At 39.7% G+C, this 18,100-nt stretch carries 17 protein-coding genes; 4 read left to right on the top strand and 13 right to left on the bottom strand.

Translation table 11 applies throughout. The annotated features are described in order from the left end of the window. Positions 1–192: 192 nt before the first annotated feature. From NSQ99_RS07560 to NSQ99_RS07550, 3 genes are all read right to left on the bottom strand, one after another. Complete coding sequence (locus NSQ99_RS07560) at positions 193–993, bottom strand: sensor domain-containing protein (protein WP_340838755.1); 801 nt, start codon at positions 991–993, stop codon at positions 193–195. A 134-nt stretch (positions 994–1,127) separates the two neighbouring features. Next, on the bottom strand, positions 1,128–1,649 hold the full coding sequence (locus tag NSQ99_RS07555; RefSeq protein WP_340836002.1) for a methylated-DNA--[protein]-cysteine S-methyltransferase: 522 nt from the start codon (positions 1,647–1,649) through the stop codon (positions 1,128–1,130). A 4-nt stretch (positions 1,650–1,653) separates the two neighbouring features. Beyond that, positions 1,654–2,235, bottom strand: a complete 582-nt coding sequence (locus NSQ99_RS07550; protein ID WP_340838754.1) for a bifunctional transcriptional activator/DNA repair enzyme AdaA — start codon at positions 2,233–2,235, stop codon at positions 1,654–1,656. Between the two features lie 137 nt (positions 2,236–2,372). Between NSQ99_RS07550 and NSQ99_RS07545 the strand changes: the two genes are divergently transcribed. After that, positions 2,373–3,263, top strand: coding sequence for a DNA-3-methyladenine glycosylase 2 (locus NSQ99_RS07545; protein WP_340836001.1), 891 nt, complete (start codon positions 2,373–2,375; stop codon positions 3,261–3,263). Positions 3,264–3,407: 144 nt separating this feature from the next. On the opposite strand, the gene NSQ99_RS07540 is transcribed toward NSQ99_RS07545, so the two are convergent. Together NSQ99_RS07540 and NSQ99_RS07535 are read right to left on the bottom strand one after the other, a co-directional pair. Next, positions 3,408–4,286 (bottom strand): putative RNA methyltransferase, encoded by an 879-nt coding sequence (locus tag NSQ99_RS07540; protein ID WP_340836000.1) that lies wholly within the window; start codon positions 4,284–4,286, stop codon positions 3,408–3,410. 304 nt (positions 4,287–4,590) lie between these two features. Continuing rightward, positions 4,591–5,235: a TetR/AcrR family transcriptional regulator gene (locus NSQ99_RS07535; protein WP_340835999.1), complete on the bottom strand. Its 645-nt coding sequence runs from the start codon at positions 5,233–5,235 to the stop codon at positions 4,591–4,593. A gap of 230 nt (positions 5,236–5,465) precedes the next feature. Between NSQ99_RS07535 and NSQ99_RS07530 the strand changes: the two genes are divergently transcribed. Then, positions 5,466–5,861: a VOC family protein gene (locus tag NSQ99_RS07530; protein WP_340835997.1), complete on the top strand. Its 396-nt coding sequence runs from the start codon at positions 5,466–5,468 to the stop codon at positions 5,859–5,861. Positions 5,862–5,967: 106 nt separating this feature from the next. Here NSQ99_RS07530 and NSQ99_RS07525 read toward each other — a convergent pair whose 3' ends face one another. The 3 genes from NSQ99_RS07525 to NSQ99_RS07515 all read right to left on the bottom strand — a co-directional run bounded on the left by NSQ99_RS07525 (position 5,968) and on the right by NSQ99_RS07515 (position 8,016). Beyond that, positions 5,968–6,504: a GNAT family N-acetyltransferase gene (locus NSQ99_RS07525; protein WP_340835995.1), complete on the bottom strand. Its 537-nt coding sequence runs from the start codon at positions 6,502–6,504 to the stop codon at positions 5,968–5,970. Between the two features lie 15 nt (positions 6,505–6,519). Next, positions 6,520–7,581, bottom strand: coding sequence for a phosphotransferase enzyme family protein (locus NSQ99_RS07520; RefSeq protein ID WP_340835994.1), 1,062 nt, complete (start codon positions 7,579–7,581; stop codon positions 6,520–6,522). A gap of 162 nt (positions 7,582–7,743) precedes the next feature. After that, positions 7,744–8,016, bottom strand: coding sequence for a CD3324 family protein (locus NSQ99_RS07515; RefSeq protein WP_340835993.1), 273 nt, complete (start codon positions 8,014–8,016; stop codon positions 7,744–7,746). 632 nt (positions 8,017–8,648) lie between these two features. Between NSQ99_RS07515 and NSQ99_RS07510 the strand changes: the two genes are divergently transcribed. Further along, a complete protein-coding gene (locus NSQ99_RS07510) occupies positions 8,649–9,485 on the top strand; it encodes a malate synthase (protein WP_340835992.1) in 837 nt (278 codons plus the stop codon). 94 nt (positions 9,486–9,579) lie between these two features. Here NSQ99_RS07510 and NSQ99_RS07505 read toward each other — a convergent pair whose 3' ends face one another. Then, a complete protein-coding gene (locus NSQ99_RS07505) occupies positions 9,580–9,948 on the bottom strand; it encodes a WGxxGxxG family protein (RefSeq protein WP_340835990.1) in 369 nt (122 codons plus the stop codon). Between the two features lie 214 nt (positions 9,949–10,162). Between NSQ99_RS07505 and NSQ99_RS07500 the strand changes: the two genes are divergently transcribed. Beyond that, positions 10,163–11,307 (top strand): IS3 family transposase gene (locus NSQ99_RS07500; RefSeq protein WP_340835988.1). Its coding sequence is split into 2 segments (ribosomal slippage): positions 10,163–10,436 and positions 10,436–11,307, totalling 1,146 coding nucleotides; the frame shifts between segments, so codons are not numbered across the junction. An 84-nt stretch (positions 11,308–11,391) separates the two neighbouring features. Here the strand turns inward: NSQ99_RS07500 and uidA are convergent. The 4 genes from uidA to NSQ99_RS07480 form a co-directional block, all read right to left on the bottom strand. Next, complete coding sequence (gene uidA / locus NSQ99_RS07495; RefSeq protein WP_340835987.1) at positions 11,392–13,200, bottom strand: beta-glucuronidase; 1,809 nt, start codon at positions 13,198–13,200, stop codon at positions 11,392–11,394. A 34-nt stretch (positions 13,201–13,234) separates the two neighbouring features. After that, positions 13,235–14,839: a response regulator transcription factor gene (locus tag NSQ99_RS07490; RefSeq protein ID WP_340835985.1), complete on the bottom strand. Its 1,605-nt coding sequence runs from the start codon at positions 14,837–14,839 to the stop codon at positions 13,235–13,237. A 3-nt stretch (positions 14,840–14,842) separates the two neighbouring features. Continuing rightward, positions 14,843–16,540, bottom strand: coding sequence for a cache domain-containing sensor histidine kinase (locus NSQ99_RS07485; protein ID WP_340835984.1), 1,698 nt, complete (start codon positions 16,538–16,540; stop codon positions 14,843–14,845). Positions 16,541–16,731: 191 nt separating this feature from the next. Then, the gene (locus NSQ99_RS07480) at positions 16,732–18,066 is read right to left on the bottom strand and encodes an ABC transporter substrate-binding protein (RefSeq protein WP_340835982.1); all 1,335 of its coding nucleotides are present in this window, start codon (positions 18,064–18,066) and stop codon (positions 16,732–16,734) included. Positions 18,067–18,100 lie beyond the last annotated feature (34 nt).

Genomic DNA, 18,100 nt, shown 5'->3' with positions numbered 1-18,100 from the left:
TTTGATTCAAATCTCCTCCTTATATCGATGAGTAATCATCGAAAATTATGCGTGCGTGTCGCATCCAATGTATAATAATGTAAAAATTGGATGTCCGTCAATAAACAAGAAGTAACAAATCCGCGACTCCGCATAGGTGTATAGCCCCTTAGTTAAATGAGTAAAGTCGCATTTAAACGAAAAAAGAGAGCTCTAAAGCTCTCTATAGGTTGGCTGCATAAATTCTTGAGTCGGCTGTTCCACAGTCTGCTCATAATATGGTGGCGGTTGAACCGACGATTGCATTTGCTCATAATAGGGATCTGCCTGTTGAGCTTGCTGGTATGGTTCATCTACATACATCATTTTGCGTTGAATTTGCATTAGTCCGTTTACGACACGAAGTGCAATCCAATACAGCACGAGGCCAGCACCTACGTAAAATAGATATTGCTGATTGTAGGTCCAATCAATATGAAAATAAGTGAACAAGCTATGCTCTAATATATCAAGCTTAATTTCATTCATTAATATAATATGCACGACAGGCAATGCAATAAAACCAAGCGCTAGTGCAATAACCGTTACTGTAATTGAAAAGAACACAATGCCCGTTACAAATCTTAATAATACGAGCAGCAGATTTCGAATGAATAACCCGCCATCGAAGCCTCTCACCATTCGCATAAACCAGCCTTGTCCTTCTACAGACTGCTCATTGCTAATATAAGGAGCAGGGGCAGCTGGTAAGCCTAATATCTGGCGAATCATGCTTTGTTCAAAGCTTACAATCCCATTTAGCAGCTTTGCCACTCCGAAAAATAGAGGAATTCCGATAAATATCGGAGTTAAACCGATCGATAGAGTAAGTCCAGTAATCGCTATCGTAAAATAGATAATCCCTAACGGCAATGCCAGTAAGAAATAAAGAATGGTTGCATACGTTTTAGGATTAAAAAGCACCCAATTTACTTTACCTGTCGGTTTTTGGGCACTCGCTTCCGATGACATCATCATTAAACACTTCCTTTGGATTCATTAGCTCACGCTCTTAGTTATGAACCCATTATAACCGTCCGATCAGGCTAACATAACCGTCTTAAGAACAGTCTAAGCCCCGCCTTAAGCCTAGGAGTTAACCAGCCCTCTTAAAGTAGTTGTGCTTCCATATCTAGTAGCTTCTCCTTCATATCTAAGCCGCCTCTATACCCGGTAAGTGCTCCTTTTTTGGCAATGACCCTATGGCAAGGTACTGTAATTAAGAGTGGGTTTTTACCAATCGCTGCCCCTACTGCTCTTACTGCAGACGGTCTACCAATTTGGCTAGAAATATCTGAGTAGGATCGAGTTTGACCATAGGGAATATGAAGAAGTGCTTCCCATACCTCTCGCTGGAACGCCGTTCCTCGAAGATCCATAGAGATCGTAAAGCTTGTTCTTTCGCCCTTAAAGTACTGGGCCAATTGATGAACATACGGCTCACATTTTACGTCATCTCTAATCAGCACACCATCTGGATTCCGCCTGCTTACCCATTCTGCCAAATCCTTATCGTCCATATTGGGTGACCCAACGAAGCACAGTCCATCTTCTGTAGCTGCTATAATTAATTTCTTCTCCTCGTATTTAACCCAAGACCAAAACACTGTAAATTTACCTGCATCTAGCATTAGGTTACCTCCTATCCGTCTGAGCATTTCTATATAAATATCGATATTCGCCCGGTGTGTTGCCCGTCATTTTTTTAAATAAGGTGATGAAATAAGGAGTATTCGGTATCCCTACCGACCTGGAAATTTCATGCACCGATTGATTCGTTTCAAGCAAGGCTTCGATGGCTTTCTCGATTCTTCGTCGCTGAATGTACTCCGTAGGAGTGATTCCACTAATTCGCTTGAAGGTTCGATGCAGATGATGAGGACTACCGTGGCACATGTCAGCGATTGTTTGTAACGTAAGTGGTTCTGTGTAATGATCATGTATATACTTCATAATCTGATTCACCCATGCTTGATCAGGCAGATGCTCATCGGTTGGCTTACATCTTTTGCAAGGACGGAAATTTGCCTCGAGTGCATCGGTCGCATTATGAAATATATAGACATTTTCCATATTAGGAATCCTCGACTTACAGGATGGTTTACAGAAGATCCCTGTTGTGACGATTGCATAAAAAAACTTATTGTCGTAGGAGCCATCATTGCTTACGATCGCGTTCCATATTTCACTTGATATTCGTTCGGGCTTCACCATCATCACCTCATAGTTATTATACCCGTCGCTGTCCACGATGTAAGTCAATAGGAATATAAAAGCAAGATATTGAAGCGATATGTTGGAGCATTTATGTTAAAACATGTAGTAAGGGGTATAGAAGCAAAGGAGGCCTAATCATGAAAGTAAAGCTACCTAACGATTTCAACTTCACGCATAACCTAGACTACCTCTCTAGTGCCAAGGGAGAATGTCTCTACGTAATCAAGGATGGGCGAATTTATAAAGGGTTACAGCTTGGGCAAGAGGCAGCTGTGGTCGAGATTAGCTACGATGACAAGCATTGCTTTAGGCTGCGCTTTCTCGGACAGCCTGATATAACTCCTCGATATCAAGCGATTAGAGACTATGCGGTCCGATATGTAATCGATTGGTTCGATTTACATACCGATCTGACGCCTTTTTATGAATTAGCACTTGCTGATGAAATATTACATATACCGGTCCGTAGATTTCACGGACTTCGCAACATCGGCATACCCGATCTATTCGAGGCGATCTGCTGGGGCATTATCGGACAGCAAATCAACCTTACTTTTGCCTATACGTTGAAAAGACGATTCGTTGAGAGATTTGGCACCTTTGTTGAGATTGAGCACGAACGCTTCTGGAGCTTTCCTTCCTCTCAGAAGGTTGCTTCGTTGTCTGTTCAAGACTTGATTCCCCTTCAGTTTAGCGCTAGAAAAGCGGAATATTTAATCGGTGTGGCTAAGCATATGGAGAGTGGCACACTATCACGGGAAGTACTACAAAACTCAGCATATGAAGATGCAGAAAAGCAGTTAACCAGCATAAGGGGCATTGGCTCGTGGACGGCCAATTATGTGCTCATGCGCTGTTTGCGGTTCCCTATGGCTATCCCTATAGCTGATGTAGGTTTACACAACGCGCTTAAATTCGCAATGAACGTAGAGAGTAAACCTTCAATTGAACAAATCAAAGAAATTTTCTCGAAATGGAATGGGTGGGAATCGTATGCCACCTTTTATCTGTGGCGATTACTCTATTAACAGAGCTCTCATCCGAGCTGAATCAGAAGGCAACATTCTGAAATCGACTTGTGTTAAACTTTGACATTATCTACACCGGTTGCCGCTCGCAGGAAAAGGCGCATGGAATACATGCGCCTTTTCTCCTTCTACATACACCAGCAATCATTTTCTACCAAGCATAATTGAAAAGTCAAAAGTGATCTCTAATTTATTTTTAGCCAAGGCTTGCTGTACAAGCTCTGCCGGTGCACCCCAAGATAATGGAGTCATATGCACCAATTTTTCAATATCCTCATGCTCCATCGTCACCCTGTATTGAACATGCTGGAAGTCAACAAGGTTAAAATTACGTTTAAAATGCTCTATCGTATGCTCATTTGAATAAATTGATCTATCAGATTGTTTATATAATATCGCCCTTAGCTCTTGAAGATACTTTCTCTCGGGGATTACCTTTACAACCATCCCCTCATCGTCAAGCATTCTATGAAACTCAGAGTAGTTAGCGGGTGATAATATATTTAGGATGAAATGGAACGATTTATCGGAAAACGGACTTTTTGCAAGATCCCCCACGCACCAAACTGTATCGGAAACTCCCCATGAGGCAATAGTTATTCCTTCCTTGGCAATATCTATCCCTACCCCGAACACCTCACGATCAGCTTTCTCTATTAATTTCTGCAGAGTATACGTCAGATGTGAACCTTCACCGCAGCCAGCATCCAATATCTTTATTGGTGATTGTGAATCCGTTAATAATTGCTCACTTGCCATCATCACACAAATGCGATCCAACAACGGCTCAAAAAAACCTTTTGCACTAATTGCTTTACGTGCTTCAAACATCGCCTTGTCATATTTTGTTTTTAGGGAGTGAGTTAGAAGATTAACATACCCCTTCTTATTAAGATCAAAGCAATGATTGTTGGTACAAATGAAACTCTTCTGATCTACAAGCGACATCGCGTTCCTACATATCGGGCATTGAAATATATCTTCATATTTTGAGAAAAGAACTGTCCTTTCGTTTTTAGACAACACAAAAAACACCTCATTCATTCGAATTGTGCAAATGAAAAAGGCACAGCTAAATAAACCCAAGCGTCATAGTAAAAAATGACTTGAGCTTAACAGACTGTACCTCTCATTAACGCAAACGAATGAATTTGATGATCACGAATAACACCTCATATGACTCATAATAAAGAAAGCATCTGGCGCCTTCATCACTAAGTATAACGTTAATTCCACATAAACGAAAGAATAGAGTAGGGCGAACTCAAAGCTTCTGCCTACTTTATCTGATGATGTTATCGACATGGTTATCTCTTATTGCGCGAATTTATAACGACTCATTGCTGTCTACCTTGAATATACGTTCACTAATTACTCGCAAAAATTGTGCCCACTTTTGCTGGAACTCAGGATCCTCAGCATGATAGCCTGTGATCATTTTTGTTACGTTACTATATATGGTGGGATAGATCGTCAGGCTGGATATCATCAGAGTAATCAGTGATGGATCCAACTCCTGTGGAACAAGTCCCATTTCTTGTTTGAACTTCATATCCTCATTGTATGAATGAAGCACATGTCTTCTGCTATCCTCACCGTTTTTGTTCTCAGGTAGTTTTTCGACGGCTTCCCAAGCTGTATATTTCAGAAAATCCAATAAACTGGAAATGTTGGCCTTATATCGAAATTCTGCAATGTCTACCGGATTAACAGGTAATGTAAAAGTACCCAATGGCATTGACTGTATAAAATCAGTAATGGTTTCGTTCATTAACTCGTCCTTACTCTTAAAATAATGATAGATTAATTGCTTGTTTATACCTGCGCGTTTAGCTATAGATTCAATTCTCGTTCCATTGAACCCCTTCTCGAAAAACTCCTCTCTCGCAGCTAAGAGTATCGATTTACGTGTACGTTCAGCATTACGAATTTCTCCCATTACAATCACCTTTCCGTTATGTCTTCCTGTCATTTTAATGGATACGCCCCCATAATTCAATTTAGTTTTAAATCTATACAAACACTACTTTACAACTGTAAAGTTATGTTATAAAATCCAATTATAACTTTACAGTTGTAAAGTTAAATACATGTGAAGGGGTTATCTTTAAGATTAGAAGGTAGTGTGGTTCATTGTGTCAAAGTGATTTTGTCGTATGCCATGAAAGTCAAAAAAACAAAAGTAAAGGATGGTTAGTATTTATGGGAGTACAACTTAACACATATTTGATGTCAGAGGATGCAAGAAGTCAGGCGAATTTTTACATTCAATCACTTGGTGGCGAAATTCAATTTCTTACTACATTCGGTGAAACACCAGGAACACCTGAGGCGATGAAGGATAAAGTTATGCACTTAGCTTTAACAATAGCGGGAACAAATACGCTAATGATGGCTGACTCCTTCGAACCGGTTAACTATAACCGAAGCATCAGCATTTCTTTGAGCTATGATGATGTAACAGAAGCATCAACGGCTTATGAAAAGCTAAGCGAGAATGGGGAGAAGAGGTATCCTTTCGCTCTACAGCCTTGGGGTGCACATTATGGTGAAGTCACAGATAAGTTTGGTGTCACTTGGATGATTACTAAGCAATAAATCTTTTAGTCAAGCTCTTTCAAGAAAGGAACCCTAGGGGATGACCGATCATCTTCATAACTTATATCTCCCCTAGGTTTTTAATAACTGATATGGAGTCCGGTATTTAGTTAGTAAAGCGAAATATTATTTTATCTTCTGCGTCCGGATACTCCCCACTCACTTCTGAATATTGTCCATTTGTGTAAGCATTTAACGTTTTACGCCAGAACATTTGTGCTCTCACATTTCGCTCCATTTTGGCTGTCTGAACTTCCCAATTCCCTCTAAACCGATTAAAGACCTGCCTAGCTGCTTCTTCCCCCACTCCACTACCGCGGAAAGGGCGTAAGAGGAAAAATTCATTCAAATAATAGTTGATATTCGGCGGGCATGGTATATATGGCGGGGTTGCAACGAAAGCAAGTCCCGCGGGTACATCATCAACCGTGATCAGGAATGGAAACAATATTGATGGCTTCTCCCACCAGATATCAAACACTGTATTTTGCTCGGTCAACGTCATCATATCGTTATCTTCATATATGCCAAAACGATTGGGCTTGTTCCCCCATATTTCGGATAAATCGTGCAAATAGAGTGGGTAGATGTTATTGATAATAAACTTATTATCAGCAGTACTGAGTTGAAGGTTAATATTCATATTGAGCTCCTCTTTCTATTTTTCATTCTCGTCGCTTTCTATAGGCGTATTACGATTGCTATTTGTGCTAACAGGCTCGACCACCTTAAATAAAAATGACCTCCCATTCAAATACTCTCTTAAGTACGCTAGAGCGTACTGTTGTTCCTCGATTAAACTAGCTATTTCTCTTGGATTTGAGGCATGATGGCTATAATTCTCAATCATGAACATGATGAAAAAACATTCCAAATCCTGAGTATAGTCCGATTCCAACTTTCTAACACTCTCGTAGCCTTGGATAAGCATCCATCGATGTTTAGGCCATAGCTCTAATAGGGTGCCTGCCATATCGTAGAGATAATACCCGTAACCACACCTGCCGAAATCAATCGGATAGGGCTGATTTTCCTTAAAGACCATATTACCGGTATGTAAATCAGCATGAATGAGCCCATAGTTATGTTCACTTGGATGCATAGTAGCAAGTTGGGACACAACCTTCTTGGCTCCCGCTCGATATAGCTCCCATCCCTCTTCGGATAAAAAACGTTCATAATAACATTCCAACTTAGCCATATCACGTTTAAAGCTTTCTACTCCCCAAATAGGTCTTACAAAATCAGAGGGTGAAACAAAATTTCTGGCTGCTGCATGGAGTCTACCAATTAATACGCCGATGTTATAAGCACAGCTATCGGTAAAGTCTCCTGTTGCATGTTCGCCCTCTATCCACCGCATCATCGTTACATAAGGGCGTCTATATCCTATTTCTGTTTCGATGTCCAATACGTAATTACCATCACAACTAGCTATTCCTTCTGGTACATATAAACCTTTCAATTCGTTCAGTACTTGTAAAAGTAGGAGTTCCGAAAGGATTTCCTCTCTGCTCAATCGATCCGAATGGATACGAAGTAAATAATTTCCAGTTGTGTTGGTTTCAATTTTATACGTAATCGTGCCGGATAATTGAATAAATTGAATACGCTCCCATTCTAAGTCATACTGCTGAATTGCTGATAGAGCGACTTTCCTTGCTCTGACTAATAGCGCCCGTCTTTCTTCATCGGTATCGAATTTAAAAAAATCAATCATATATTCCCCCCTGCCCCTTTGGTCTTTTATAAAGTAAATTAACTTACATCTACTATATGTGATAATAACGAGAGCAAAGGGTTAGATATATATAGCAAACCATTTAAACTATTTTTTATACAAAAAAGCCACGTTGGAGTTTCTAGCCAACGCAGCTTTTAATTAAACTATTTTTTTTGAGTAAACAATTTTTTTAATACTATCAATAGAAAGACAAAATTGGTCCGAAAGTTGTTCGATTGTGTTACCACCAAAAAAACTTTGCCGGATTTCATCATTTCTAACATTTAAAATTTCTCTGCTGCCTGAATTTTCTCCCCATTTCTTATGCATACCTTTTGGTTTAGGGACATAAACCATTCCACCTTGTATATACTTTTGTATTTCGATCAGTAATTCTTCTGGGAAGATGATATCAGCATTTACATATTTCATGATAGCTCCGCTCCTTAAAATTGTTAAATTTTAAAGGTAGCAAAGTCTACACTACAACATTTATCACTGTAACGACGATTTAAGCGGTCACTTCATCTTATTAGCTCTATACAAACAACCGCTATTGTTGTTTATAGAATAGACTTTGCACAGAGCATATCTTAAATCTTGCCAATAGTACTTCTCCCTCCTAATATAAAGTTAAAATGCAGAATTCATAGCTGGGCTTATTACATACAACTATACAAAAAATGGATTTTTTGTTCATTAGAATTATAATATCATCCTAGTTGTAATATTACTAGACAAAGCTGCTCGATTCGATCATTATGACGCTATGGATGAAATAATGCTGGGCTTCATCTTTATTGCTCTTTCGCACCTTAAACGAAAAATATTTAATTATACGATACCGAATAATCCCTGTCAATATTAAGATTTGAAAAAATTTAAATTATATGGTAAGATAGTATTATATGAATTTTGAGATAATATTCGCTAATCGTGCACAACTTCTTCATGACAGAATTTGAGTGCGGTTTTTTTGATTTAGAAAACCATTTTCACACTCCATTTCTTCAAATTTCAATTAAAACAAGCTTTCAAAAATATTATATGAGGAGAGTGGTTCTGTGAACTTAATAAATAAAGAAATAACCCATAAGGTCTTTGGTAATGGCAATATCGTGGAACAAAATGATTCCGTCATTACTGTTCATTTTAATGATGGTATTAAAAAATTTGTATATCCCGATGCCTTTGAGACGTTTATTAGCCTAAATGACCAGGATACCGCGAAGAATCTACAGAAAATCATTGCCGAAAAGGAAATAGAAAAACAAGCATTAGAGAAAAAACTGAAAGAGGAAATTGAGCAGCAAGTGCTTGAGCAGCAGCGTAGAGACAAAATTAAGAACCTTAAAATTCACGAGAGCTCGCAAATTGTGCTATGGCTGGATGAAGAAGAACAGCAGGTTGTATTTAACGATTGGCAAGTGTCTAGTGGCAAGGTTCAAAACGGAGCGAATCAAGGTCAGCCAAATAAAGTCGCTCGTTTGCGTCCGAATAGTGCCTGTCTCCTTACTGCAAGAGATTCGGACCAACCGGAAACAGAGAGACGAATACTTGGCCTCTATATGGTAACTGAATCATTTGTCGGCGACGAGCTTAATGATGGAATGATCCCAGCTCATGCTGAATTTAGAATCAAGCTCTCAGAACAGGAAGCAGCGACAATGTACTTCTGGAATTATTACGTTAACAAGAACTTTCCTCATAGAATGACTTGGAATTCTGGTAAGTTCCGTTACTTCGATAATGTTTGGACTGCTCAAATTTTAAAGGATATCATCGCATCAAGTTCAGATAAAGAAAACATCGAACAAGCAGAACGCTTTCTGGAATACTTCTGTGAGATGAATCAGCTTGATATAAACAACATCCCTGATAAGAGTGGAGCTTTAGTGTAATAACTGTTTATACAATATACAGGGACGGAGTCCGAATCATCTAATCATTAGATGAACAGACTACCGTCCCTTTTTTGTTACCTCGTATTAATGGTTAGGTACGCTCTCTCGAACGACTTCTCAAACCTAACAGACCAGTCAGACCAAGAAGACCAAGCCAGCCCCAATCCGTGCCTCTGTCGTTATCTACAGCAGTAGCTCGGTAGTTAGTCGAATTTGCATTGTATCTACCCGTTTGATTATTCATCATATTGTTATTGTTGTTCGCTCTAAGTTCATTATTAGCATTTCCATTAACATTACCATCGTCATTTGCTCTGTAGTTATTCATGTTGCTCTTCGTTGAATCTGACGCTCTCGATTGCTTATGATCCATTGGATTGTTATTCGATGCATATGCCGAGATTGATGTTAAAGAAAAAACTAAAGCAAAGACAACAGCTAAAGACCATACTTTTTTCATTATCTAATTCCTCCTAATTTTTTTTGCTTGCCCTAATAAGATTCCCGTAAGCAAGGCGGATATTCTGAAAATTTATTGGTAATGAGATGTGTACAATACAAAAAAATCCTCAGAGCATAGGGAACTGACCCCATAACGTGAGACACATCAAAACACCTTCAAGAAATGTAAATCATGTCGTAAGATATGAGTACAACTTGGAGGTGTATTTTTTATGAGCACAAGAGTAAGTTATCCTGTTGAAGTTAAAATGAAAGCAATAGAAATGAGACTTCAGGGGTTCCCTGTTAAACAAGTGATGGAAGAACTGAACATCCGAAATAGAAGTCAACTAAAAATATGGATGAAATGGTATCGTGAGGGTCAGCTTCACCGTTTAGATCAGCCTGTAGGGAAACAATATTCGTATGGAAAAGGTCCGGAGTTTGCTTCTGAAACGGAAAAATTACACGCAGAGATTCGGTTCTTAAAGCAACAAATAGACGTGCTAAAAAAGTACAAAGCGTGGGAAAGGACGTGGATAGAGAGGTAGCCACTAGCTTTATCAAACATCATGTAGAGCTGCCTGTTAAACTAGTTTGTGAGATATTAAACATATCAAGAGCGACGTATTATCGTTGGAAGAAACATCAGAAGAGCGAGCAAAATGAAACACTTGTTATGCTTATTCGTCAGTACTGTATGTCACATAAATTTAGATTAGGTTATCGTAAAATTACAGCGTTGATCAATCGGACCATTCATGTGAATCACAAAGTTGTACAACGTATTATGCAGCAATATGGCTTACAATGCCGTGTAAAGCCTAAGAAACGCAACCTAATTGGACAACCATCCACCGTGGCAGAACATATACTTAAACGTGAATTCAAGGCAGAACGTCCCCTTCAGAAACTCGTTACGGATATTACTTACTTGCCATTTGGACAGCAGATGTTGTATCTTTCGAGTATTAAAGACTTGTATAACGGTGAAATCATTGCCTATACCATCCGTTCGAAACAAGATACAGATTGTGTACTTGATACACTGAATCAGCTTCCAGAGTTACCCTCCGATTGTTTATTACATAGCGATCAAGGTTCGGTATACACATCGAATACTTACCAAGATGCGGTAAAACAAAAAGGCATTACCATGAGCATGTCCCGTAAAGGTACACCCGCTGATAATGCCCCCATTGAATCGTTTCACGCCTCTCTAAAGTGCGAAACATTCTATCTCGACCGTTTGACCTGTACGACGACTGCAATCGTTGAACAGACAGTCAGAGAATATATTTATTATTATAACCATTTTCGCATTCAAGCGAAACTAAATAACCAGTCTCCGATTGAATTTCGGAAACTGGTTGCATAGAAGGTGTTTTGATCCCTGTCTCAAAAACGGGGGTCAGTTCCTAGTCTCTGAGGATTTTTATTATTGATAATAAATTTGTGCTCCCTACTTCATTGGTTTATATCCGAAGTCTGGAATATCTGTCCAACGTTTGCGTAATTCATGTGCTGCTGCCTTTGGTTTTCTTTCACGAGTAAAGACGCCTTTTTTATTCCCATTCACCCTGCGAATGCTAGCGCTAGTTGCAAAATCAGCAAAATTCCATACATGCTCGCCGATAAAGGTGTCGATACCGTCGAATACCTTATGGCTCATGCGAAGGTAATCGCATTGGAACTCTTCCGTAAATAATTCACCATTCACTTCATGCATCCCTGCGACCGTGTCTGCGCCATATTCCGTCATAATCATTGGCTTATTAGGATAGCGCTTCTTCCAAGCCTCAAGCTCTGCTCGAAGCATCACTTCGGCTACCTCTAAATCAGCGGTATAATCATACCATCCGTAGTAACGGTTAAATGCTAAAACATCAATGATATCGGAAATTTGATCACGGTCGATCGTGGAGCCAATATAGGTTACAATCGTCACAGGTCTAGACTGCGGGTCCGTATTTTTGGTCAGATCAACAAGCGGTTTGAAATATTCATAAGCTCCAACCTCTTCTGTTGCCGCTTCATTAGCGATCGACCACATAACAACACATGCATGGTTTTTATCACGCGCAATCATATCCCTCAGCACATCCTGATGATGCTCAAAGGTTTTTACTCTTTCCCAAGTGCCTTCACCTTTTCCGACCATCTCTTCCGTCGCATGGAAATTAAAATGTACACCCACAGCAGGCGTTTCATTAATAACGACAAAGCCCTCTCGATCAGCAAGCCTCATTAATTCTTCTGAATAAGGGTAGTGAGAGGTACGGAAGGAATTGGCTCCCGTCCATTTCATAAGGTTGAAATCCATCACGTTCACTGCTTCGGCAAATCCACGTCCATGAATCGGCGAATCCTCGTGCTTACCGAAGCCCTTGAAGTAGAACGGTTTTTCATTGATATAAAATTGCCCGTTCTTTACTTCGACGGTGCGCACTCCGAAAGGCTCCTCATAAACATCGACGATACCTCCACTCTGCAGAAGTTCAACCTTCAGCGTATATAGATACGCCTGTAATGGCTCCCATAATTGAACATCGTCAAGCTCTAGACGCCCCTGAGCTCCTTCTCCCGATGCCAATAGATTCCCGGCTTCATCGATGATCGCCACCTTTACAGTAGCGTCTTCACCTACTTGAATGACGTTGTAATTGACAATCCCTTGTTTGCCTTGATAATCGGTTGTAATCACTACATCTTGAATATACGATCTTGGCGTGGTGTAAAGCTTGACCGGCCTCTGAAGACCTGCATAGTTAAAGAAATCAAAATTGGGAATGTTTCGTACTACTTTGCCGATCCCTTCATATTCCTCTTCTGTATAAATGCCAACGGGCAACGTCGTTTCGTCTATAATATTGTTCACAGCCACTGTAATCCGAAGCTCGTGCTGGTTGATAAAATCATTGACTTCTAGTTCAAAGGGCAAAAATCCCCCCTTATGCTCTAACACGAAGGTTCCATTCAAGTATACTTTAGCCAAATGGGTCGCTGAACCGAAACGAAGCACGATTCTTTCACTTTGCAGCACAGCAGGGACACTGATTACCTTCTCGTACCACACCCAGCCCACATGATCGTGTATTTCCTTCGTCACCCCAATATCGTTATAAGAAGCAGGTACAGCCATCGGAATCGTATCCGTTAATTTCCTACGAAACCATTCTTCTTGAAAGCCTGTACCCTTGTCCAGCTTAAAATTCCATATCCCACTTAGATCAATGACGCTTCGAGTTGCTGTATTTATCGGATATAACATTATATTCTCTCCTCTACCTCATATTGGATCCATTCTATTCGATGCGGACACCTTGTCTATACTCAACAGGAGATGTCCCATAGTATTTCTTGAATACCTTTAAGAAATAACTTTTACTCTCAAATCCAAGCTTGTCCGCAATGGATTCAACACTTTCACTCGTATGATCGAGTAGCTTTTTAGCTTCCTCCATCTTCATGTGATTGACATAATCAACGAAGTTCATATTCGTATGCTGCTTAAACATTCTACTGAAATAGCTTGGATTCAAGTGCAGGTGCTCGGCCACGTCACTTAGCGTAATTTTCTTATCCATATTTAATAAAACATACTTTTGAGCTTTCATAATCTCCGTTTTTTTAGGCAAATGATTAATTTCTTTCATTCTCATGACATCATGGCTAAGTCGGTCCAATAATCTTTTCGTCAGCTGCTTGGCCGTTTTTGATCGGTCAATGGAACGATGTACAACGGAGTCTATTGAGTCAGATTCGAAGTTTTGCAACGATTGAAGCATCTTCTCCAGATCTAGCAACAGACTTAGCACCCATTTCTTAACGAGATTCGGTTGAAATTGATGTGCGGAGATAAAAGTAGCCCAGTGATAAACCCAATCCTGAAGCCCTACCTGATCCTCCCGAATGAGAAGTCGTTTAACCTCTTCATTCATATCCATGGAATGTAACGGGTAATGCGTCGAAAAACGGCTCTCGTTTAGCTTAGCGATAGAGCCATGTGCCAGATAAAATCTTTGCTCAGATGAATCAAGCATGGTATTCAATTCATTGCTCAAGCCTTCAGGAAATGTACATGCGCTGCCTATAATTGAAGTGATGCTCAGCTTCAAGTAGCTGCGCAGGTTGGCATTAATGTCTTCAACAGCTTGTCTCGCGTCTAATTCAGATACATTACCGTCCTGAGCATAAATGATAAAGAACGTATCCTCCTTATGAAACAGACAAAATCCTTTCCCTGTTCTACCCACTGTCTCAGTAATGAGGTTATCTACGGCAAACTTCAATGTATCCGCTGAAAACCTCGATGTAACAAGTTCTTCGTAATCATCAATGAACGATATAATAGGAATACAATTTCTATAGGTGAAGTCCAGTTCAAGCTCATGCTCATGTTTCTTAAGCCAGTCAGCAATTACTCTTGAATCCCCCACTAGTAAGCGTTCTAATAGCTTGCTTCTAAGTAAGGTTAAGTTTTCTTTGATTAGGAACTTCATATTGTTCAATGCTTTATGATTAAACTGCGTTTTATCCAATTCCGACTTTAGACGTATCATCATCGTTGTAATACTTTCGGAATCCATCGTTTCCTTCAATATATAATCAAAAGAACCTAAGCGAATAGCTTCCTGTGCATATAGAAAGTCATCGAAGCAGGTTAAAAAGATCGACTTTACCTTTGGATGTTCCTTATTGACCTGCTTTATAAGGGTTATTCCGTCCGTATGTGGCATGCCTATGTCGGTCATAATAACATCTGGTTGTTTTTCTGCAACCAAATTCAACGCCTGTTGACCGTCCTCGCATAATCCAACCACCTCAAACCCTAAATCGCCCCAAGGAATCATCTTATTCAAATATTCTAAGACGAGGTAATCATCGTCGGCTAATAAGATTTTGTACACATTCTACACCTCGTAATGTCCTGGAATGAAAAACATGATCTGCGTTCCACCGCTAGGATTATTTTCGATCTCCATCCTAAATTGATATCCGTAGATTAATCTCATCCGTTGAAATACATTCCCAATCCCGATACCGGTAAAGGAGGACTTAGTTTGCTTCGTTACTTCGGAACTCGTCGCTTGCAGTTCATTTTTTAGATGCTGTAATGCTTCTGCAGATAATCCTTTGCCATTATCGGCGACTTGAATAATCAACCCATCTCCAACAAACCTTGATCTAATTGTAATATTCCCATTTTTGTTTTGAAGCCCATGAAAAATGGAATTTTCAATTAGGGGCTGGAGGAAAAAGCATGGAACATTATAATTTAACGTATCCTGTGCCACATCTTCTACAAGCTCAATTTTGGAGTTGCTCTTAAAGTTCATTAATTGTATATAATGTCGAACGACTTCGATTTCATTTTGAAGCGTAACGAACTCATCCTTGCGATTAAATGTCATGCGCAGCAACAAAGATAAGGATTGCAGAATTTTCGAGCTTTCATGATCTCCATTTAGCGTTATTTTTAGCCTTAATGAATTCAACGTATTAAATAAGAAGTGCGGGTTGATCTGAGCCTGCAGCATCTCTAACTCGGCCTTTCGTTTACTCTTTTCTACATTTTTAATTTTTTCAATCATTTGCTCAACGGTATCCATCATCTTGTCCCAAGATTGGCCTAATTGCTCGATATCCCCTCGACCTGTAAGCCCTGACCGAGCACGCAAATTTCCTATCTTTACTTGCGCGATTACTCTATAGAGCGTCTTCAGCGGCTTCGTCAATAGACTAACAACTAAGATCAACAATAATAGAAAAATGATAAAAAATATAACTATCGTAAATAGCGTATTCCTCATAATTTTCTGGATGTTCCCGATTGCTGTCTTTTGCGGAATGAGGCTAACGATACTCCACTCTCCGTAGGTAAACGGTTGACTCACCATGACGTACTCCTTCTGGTTATAATGTACGACATGATGTGAACCTCCCTCTTGCATTTCTTCATAAAAAGGGAAGGGCTGCTGGGTAAGCTCTTGATTATTGTGAGAAACAACGATCCCATTGGCATCAACCAGCATTATCTCTTGCTGAGTATTAAAGATCCTTTCATTCATTAACGAACGCAGCTCTTCTTCGCGGACGCTAAGCAGCAGAAAGGCCTTATGATTTTTTGTTAGTTCTAATGCTCCTGCAATAGAGACGACATAAGGTGATTCTGTGTTCTCTGCTTCGATATAGTTCGGATGAACGCCAATCCAGTGAATACCATAACTAGGCTTGTCTATAATCTCCGCATATTGTTCTGTCCAAGACTGAGCATTCCACTTTACATTTGGAAAATTCGTATACGCGTAGCCGTTATCGATTACGATGGACAAGTATGAGGGAACTAATAAGTTTGTCACTGCTTCTAAATTTCTCGATATTTCAATATCACTAAGCGCTTGCAGATCGACATTCGTTGGATCTTGCTTCGTTCTTTCGATCGTGTGAAGTAATATTGCTTGCAAGCTGTCATTGAACTGAATGTAGTTGGATAAATACAGAAGATTATCAAAATAGTCGGTCATTTGGATATCTAACACTTCTAACGTTTCGTTGGATTGTACAACTGAATTATGCACCAGCTCTTCTTGAACGAGACGATTCATCATGATAAAAGAGAAGATCAAGGGTAAAAGGACACAAAAAACTGAAGAAATGATCAGCTTTCCCCTCAATGATTGATTTCTCCATGCTTGCTTCAGACTTCTCATGACTTCACCTCGTCCACTTCTCAATCTCCAACTAAACGTATAGAGAGAGAGATTTCTCTCTCTCCCTCTTCAACTTCAAGCTTTATCCATTACTGATTACGATCAATAACTTTTTGAACTTCTTCAGTAGCACCTTTCAATGTTGTATCCAAATCCTGTTCACCTAGCATGTACTTATCGACCTCGGCTTTGAAAGCATTATATACTTCAGTCATGTAACCTGCAGGAAGGAACTGTTGTGCTTCCTCACCATGCTCAAGGACATATGCTAGAGATTCTACATCAACAGCTTCCGGCTTTGCCGTTGTCGATACAAGATTATTCAATACTTCACTGATATCTGTTTCTTTCCAAGATGGGATCGCCTTGTTCTGAACAAGCATGCCCTCCGTGGACATCCATCTCATAAATTTATATGCTTCTTCTTTATTGGCTGAATTTTTTCCAAGTGCAATCATGTCTGCAGATGTATAGCGGTATTGTGCATCATCTGCTTGATCCTTAGGCCATGGTGCCCAAGCAATCGTAAATTCTGGTGTAAAACCGCCCCATTCTGTCACCATATAACTTGGAATCGGAATCATACTTGCTTTCTCTGTAAAGAATTGCTGACGGTAATTTAGCTTCTGGGAGATGATATTTGCGTACGGCTCAGAAGACTGATCGATTCGCTCCAATTCATTACGTAATTGTAAGGAGGCTCTAACTGCAGGGTCATCCATATTTGATGAACCATCCGCCTTGATCAGAAGATTCTCTTCCCCTTTGCTAAATAGCTTTAACGTATCAAAGATTGTAGCCCAAGTGTGAAGGTAAGAACCATAATGCTCATCAGTCGTTAATTGCTTAGCATACTCTTTATAATCATCCCAAGTCCAATCTGTTGGTACAGGCAATCCCGCTGCATCCAAGTGATCCTTATTCATCATAATCAAATACGTATTGTGTTTTGTAGGAAGTGCGTAATAAGAGCCATCCTCACCTGCTGGTGAAGGTCCCATATTATACAATTCCTCAACGTCTATTCCTTCATTCTCAATGTAGGTATTAATTGGCTCGACCATACCTGCAGAGATTCTCTTCGCTAGATCCTCCGAGTTGGAGAACATTAATAGATCTAATTTGTCACCAGCTGCTGCTAGTAAATCAAGCTTTTTCAAATAATCATCGGCATTCATATTTTCAACAAGTGCATTAACGTTTACTTTAACATCTGGATTAGCTTCCTCATAGGCAGCAATCGTTTTTTCCCAGTTTCCGTTCTCCTCGTTGATCCAAGTGTAAAGATTTAGCGTTACTTGTCCATCATCAGCTTGATTTTGTTTTCCTCCTGCTGCATTATTGCCACTGTTACCACAACCAGCCAGCACTAGGCTAATAATCATAATAACAGATAGCAATGTAACAATTGATCTTTTTCTCATACGAATCCCCTTTTTCTTTAGTTTTTTTGTATTT

The organism is Paenibacillus sp. FSL W7-1287 (assembly GCF_038004245.1).
Taxonomy (GTDB): Bacteria; Bacillota; Bacilli; order Paenibacillales; family Paenibacillaceae; genus Pristimantibacillus; species Pristimantibacillus camelliae.
This window is presented reverse-complemented; position numbering and strand designations above follow the sequence as displayed.

Coding starts and splice junctions, on each gene's coding strand:
- NSQ99_RS07560 (WP_340838755.1), bottom strand. CDS start 993: ATGATGTCATCGGAAGCGAGTGCCCAAAAACCGACAGGTAAAGTAAAT.
- NSQ99_RS07555 (WP_340836002.1), bottom strand. CDS start 1,649: ATGCTAGATGCAGGTAAATTTACAGTGTTTTGGTCTTGGGTTAAATAC.
- NSQ99_RS07550 (WP_340838754.1), bottom strand. CDS start 2,235: ATGATGGTGAAGCCCGAACGAATATCAAGTGAAATATGGAACGCGATC.
- NSQ99_RS07545 (WP_340836001.1), top strand. CDS start 2,373: ATGAAAGTAAAGCTACCTAACGATTTCAACTTCACGCATAACCTAGAC.
- NSQ99_RS07535 (WP_340835999.1), bottom strand. CDS start 5,235: ATGACAGGAAGACATAACGGAAAGGTGATTGTAATGGGAGAAATTCGT.
- NSQ99_RS07530 (WP_340835997.1), top strand. CDS start 5,466: ATGGGAGTACAACTTAACACATATTTGATGTCAGAGGATGCAAGAAGT.
- NSQ99_RS07525 (WP_340835995.1), bottom strand. CDS start 6,504: ATGAATATTAACCTTCAACTCAGTACTGCTGATAATAAGTTTATTATC.
- NSQ99_RS07520 (WP_340835994.1), bottom strand. CDS start 7,581: ATGATTGATTTTTTTAAATTCGATACCGATGAAGAAAGACGGGCGCTA.
- NSQ99_RS07515 (WP_340835993.1), bottom strand. CDS start 8,016: ATGAAATATGTAAATGCTGATATCATCTTCCCAGAAGAATTACTGATC.
- NSQ99_RS07505 (WP_340835990.1), bottom strand. CDS start 9,948: ATGAAAAAAGTATGGTCTTTAGCTGTTGTCTTTGCTTTAGTTTTTTCT.
- uidA (WP_340835987.1), bottom strand. CDS start 13,200: ATGTTATATCCGATAAATACAGCAACTCGAAGCGTCATTGATCTAAGT.
- NSQ99_RS07485 (WP_340835984.1), bottom strand. CDS start 16,540: ATGATGAATCGTCTCGTTCAAGAAGAGCTGGTGCATAATTCAGTTGTA.
- NSQ99_RS07480 (WP_340835982.1), bottom strand. CDS start 18,066: ATGAGAAAAAGATCAATTGTTACATTGCTATCTGTTATTATGATTATT.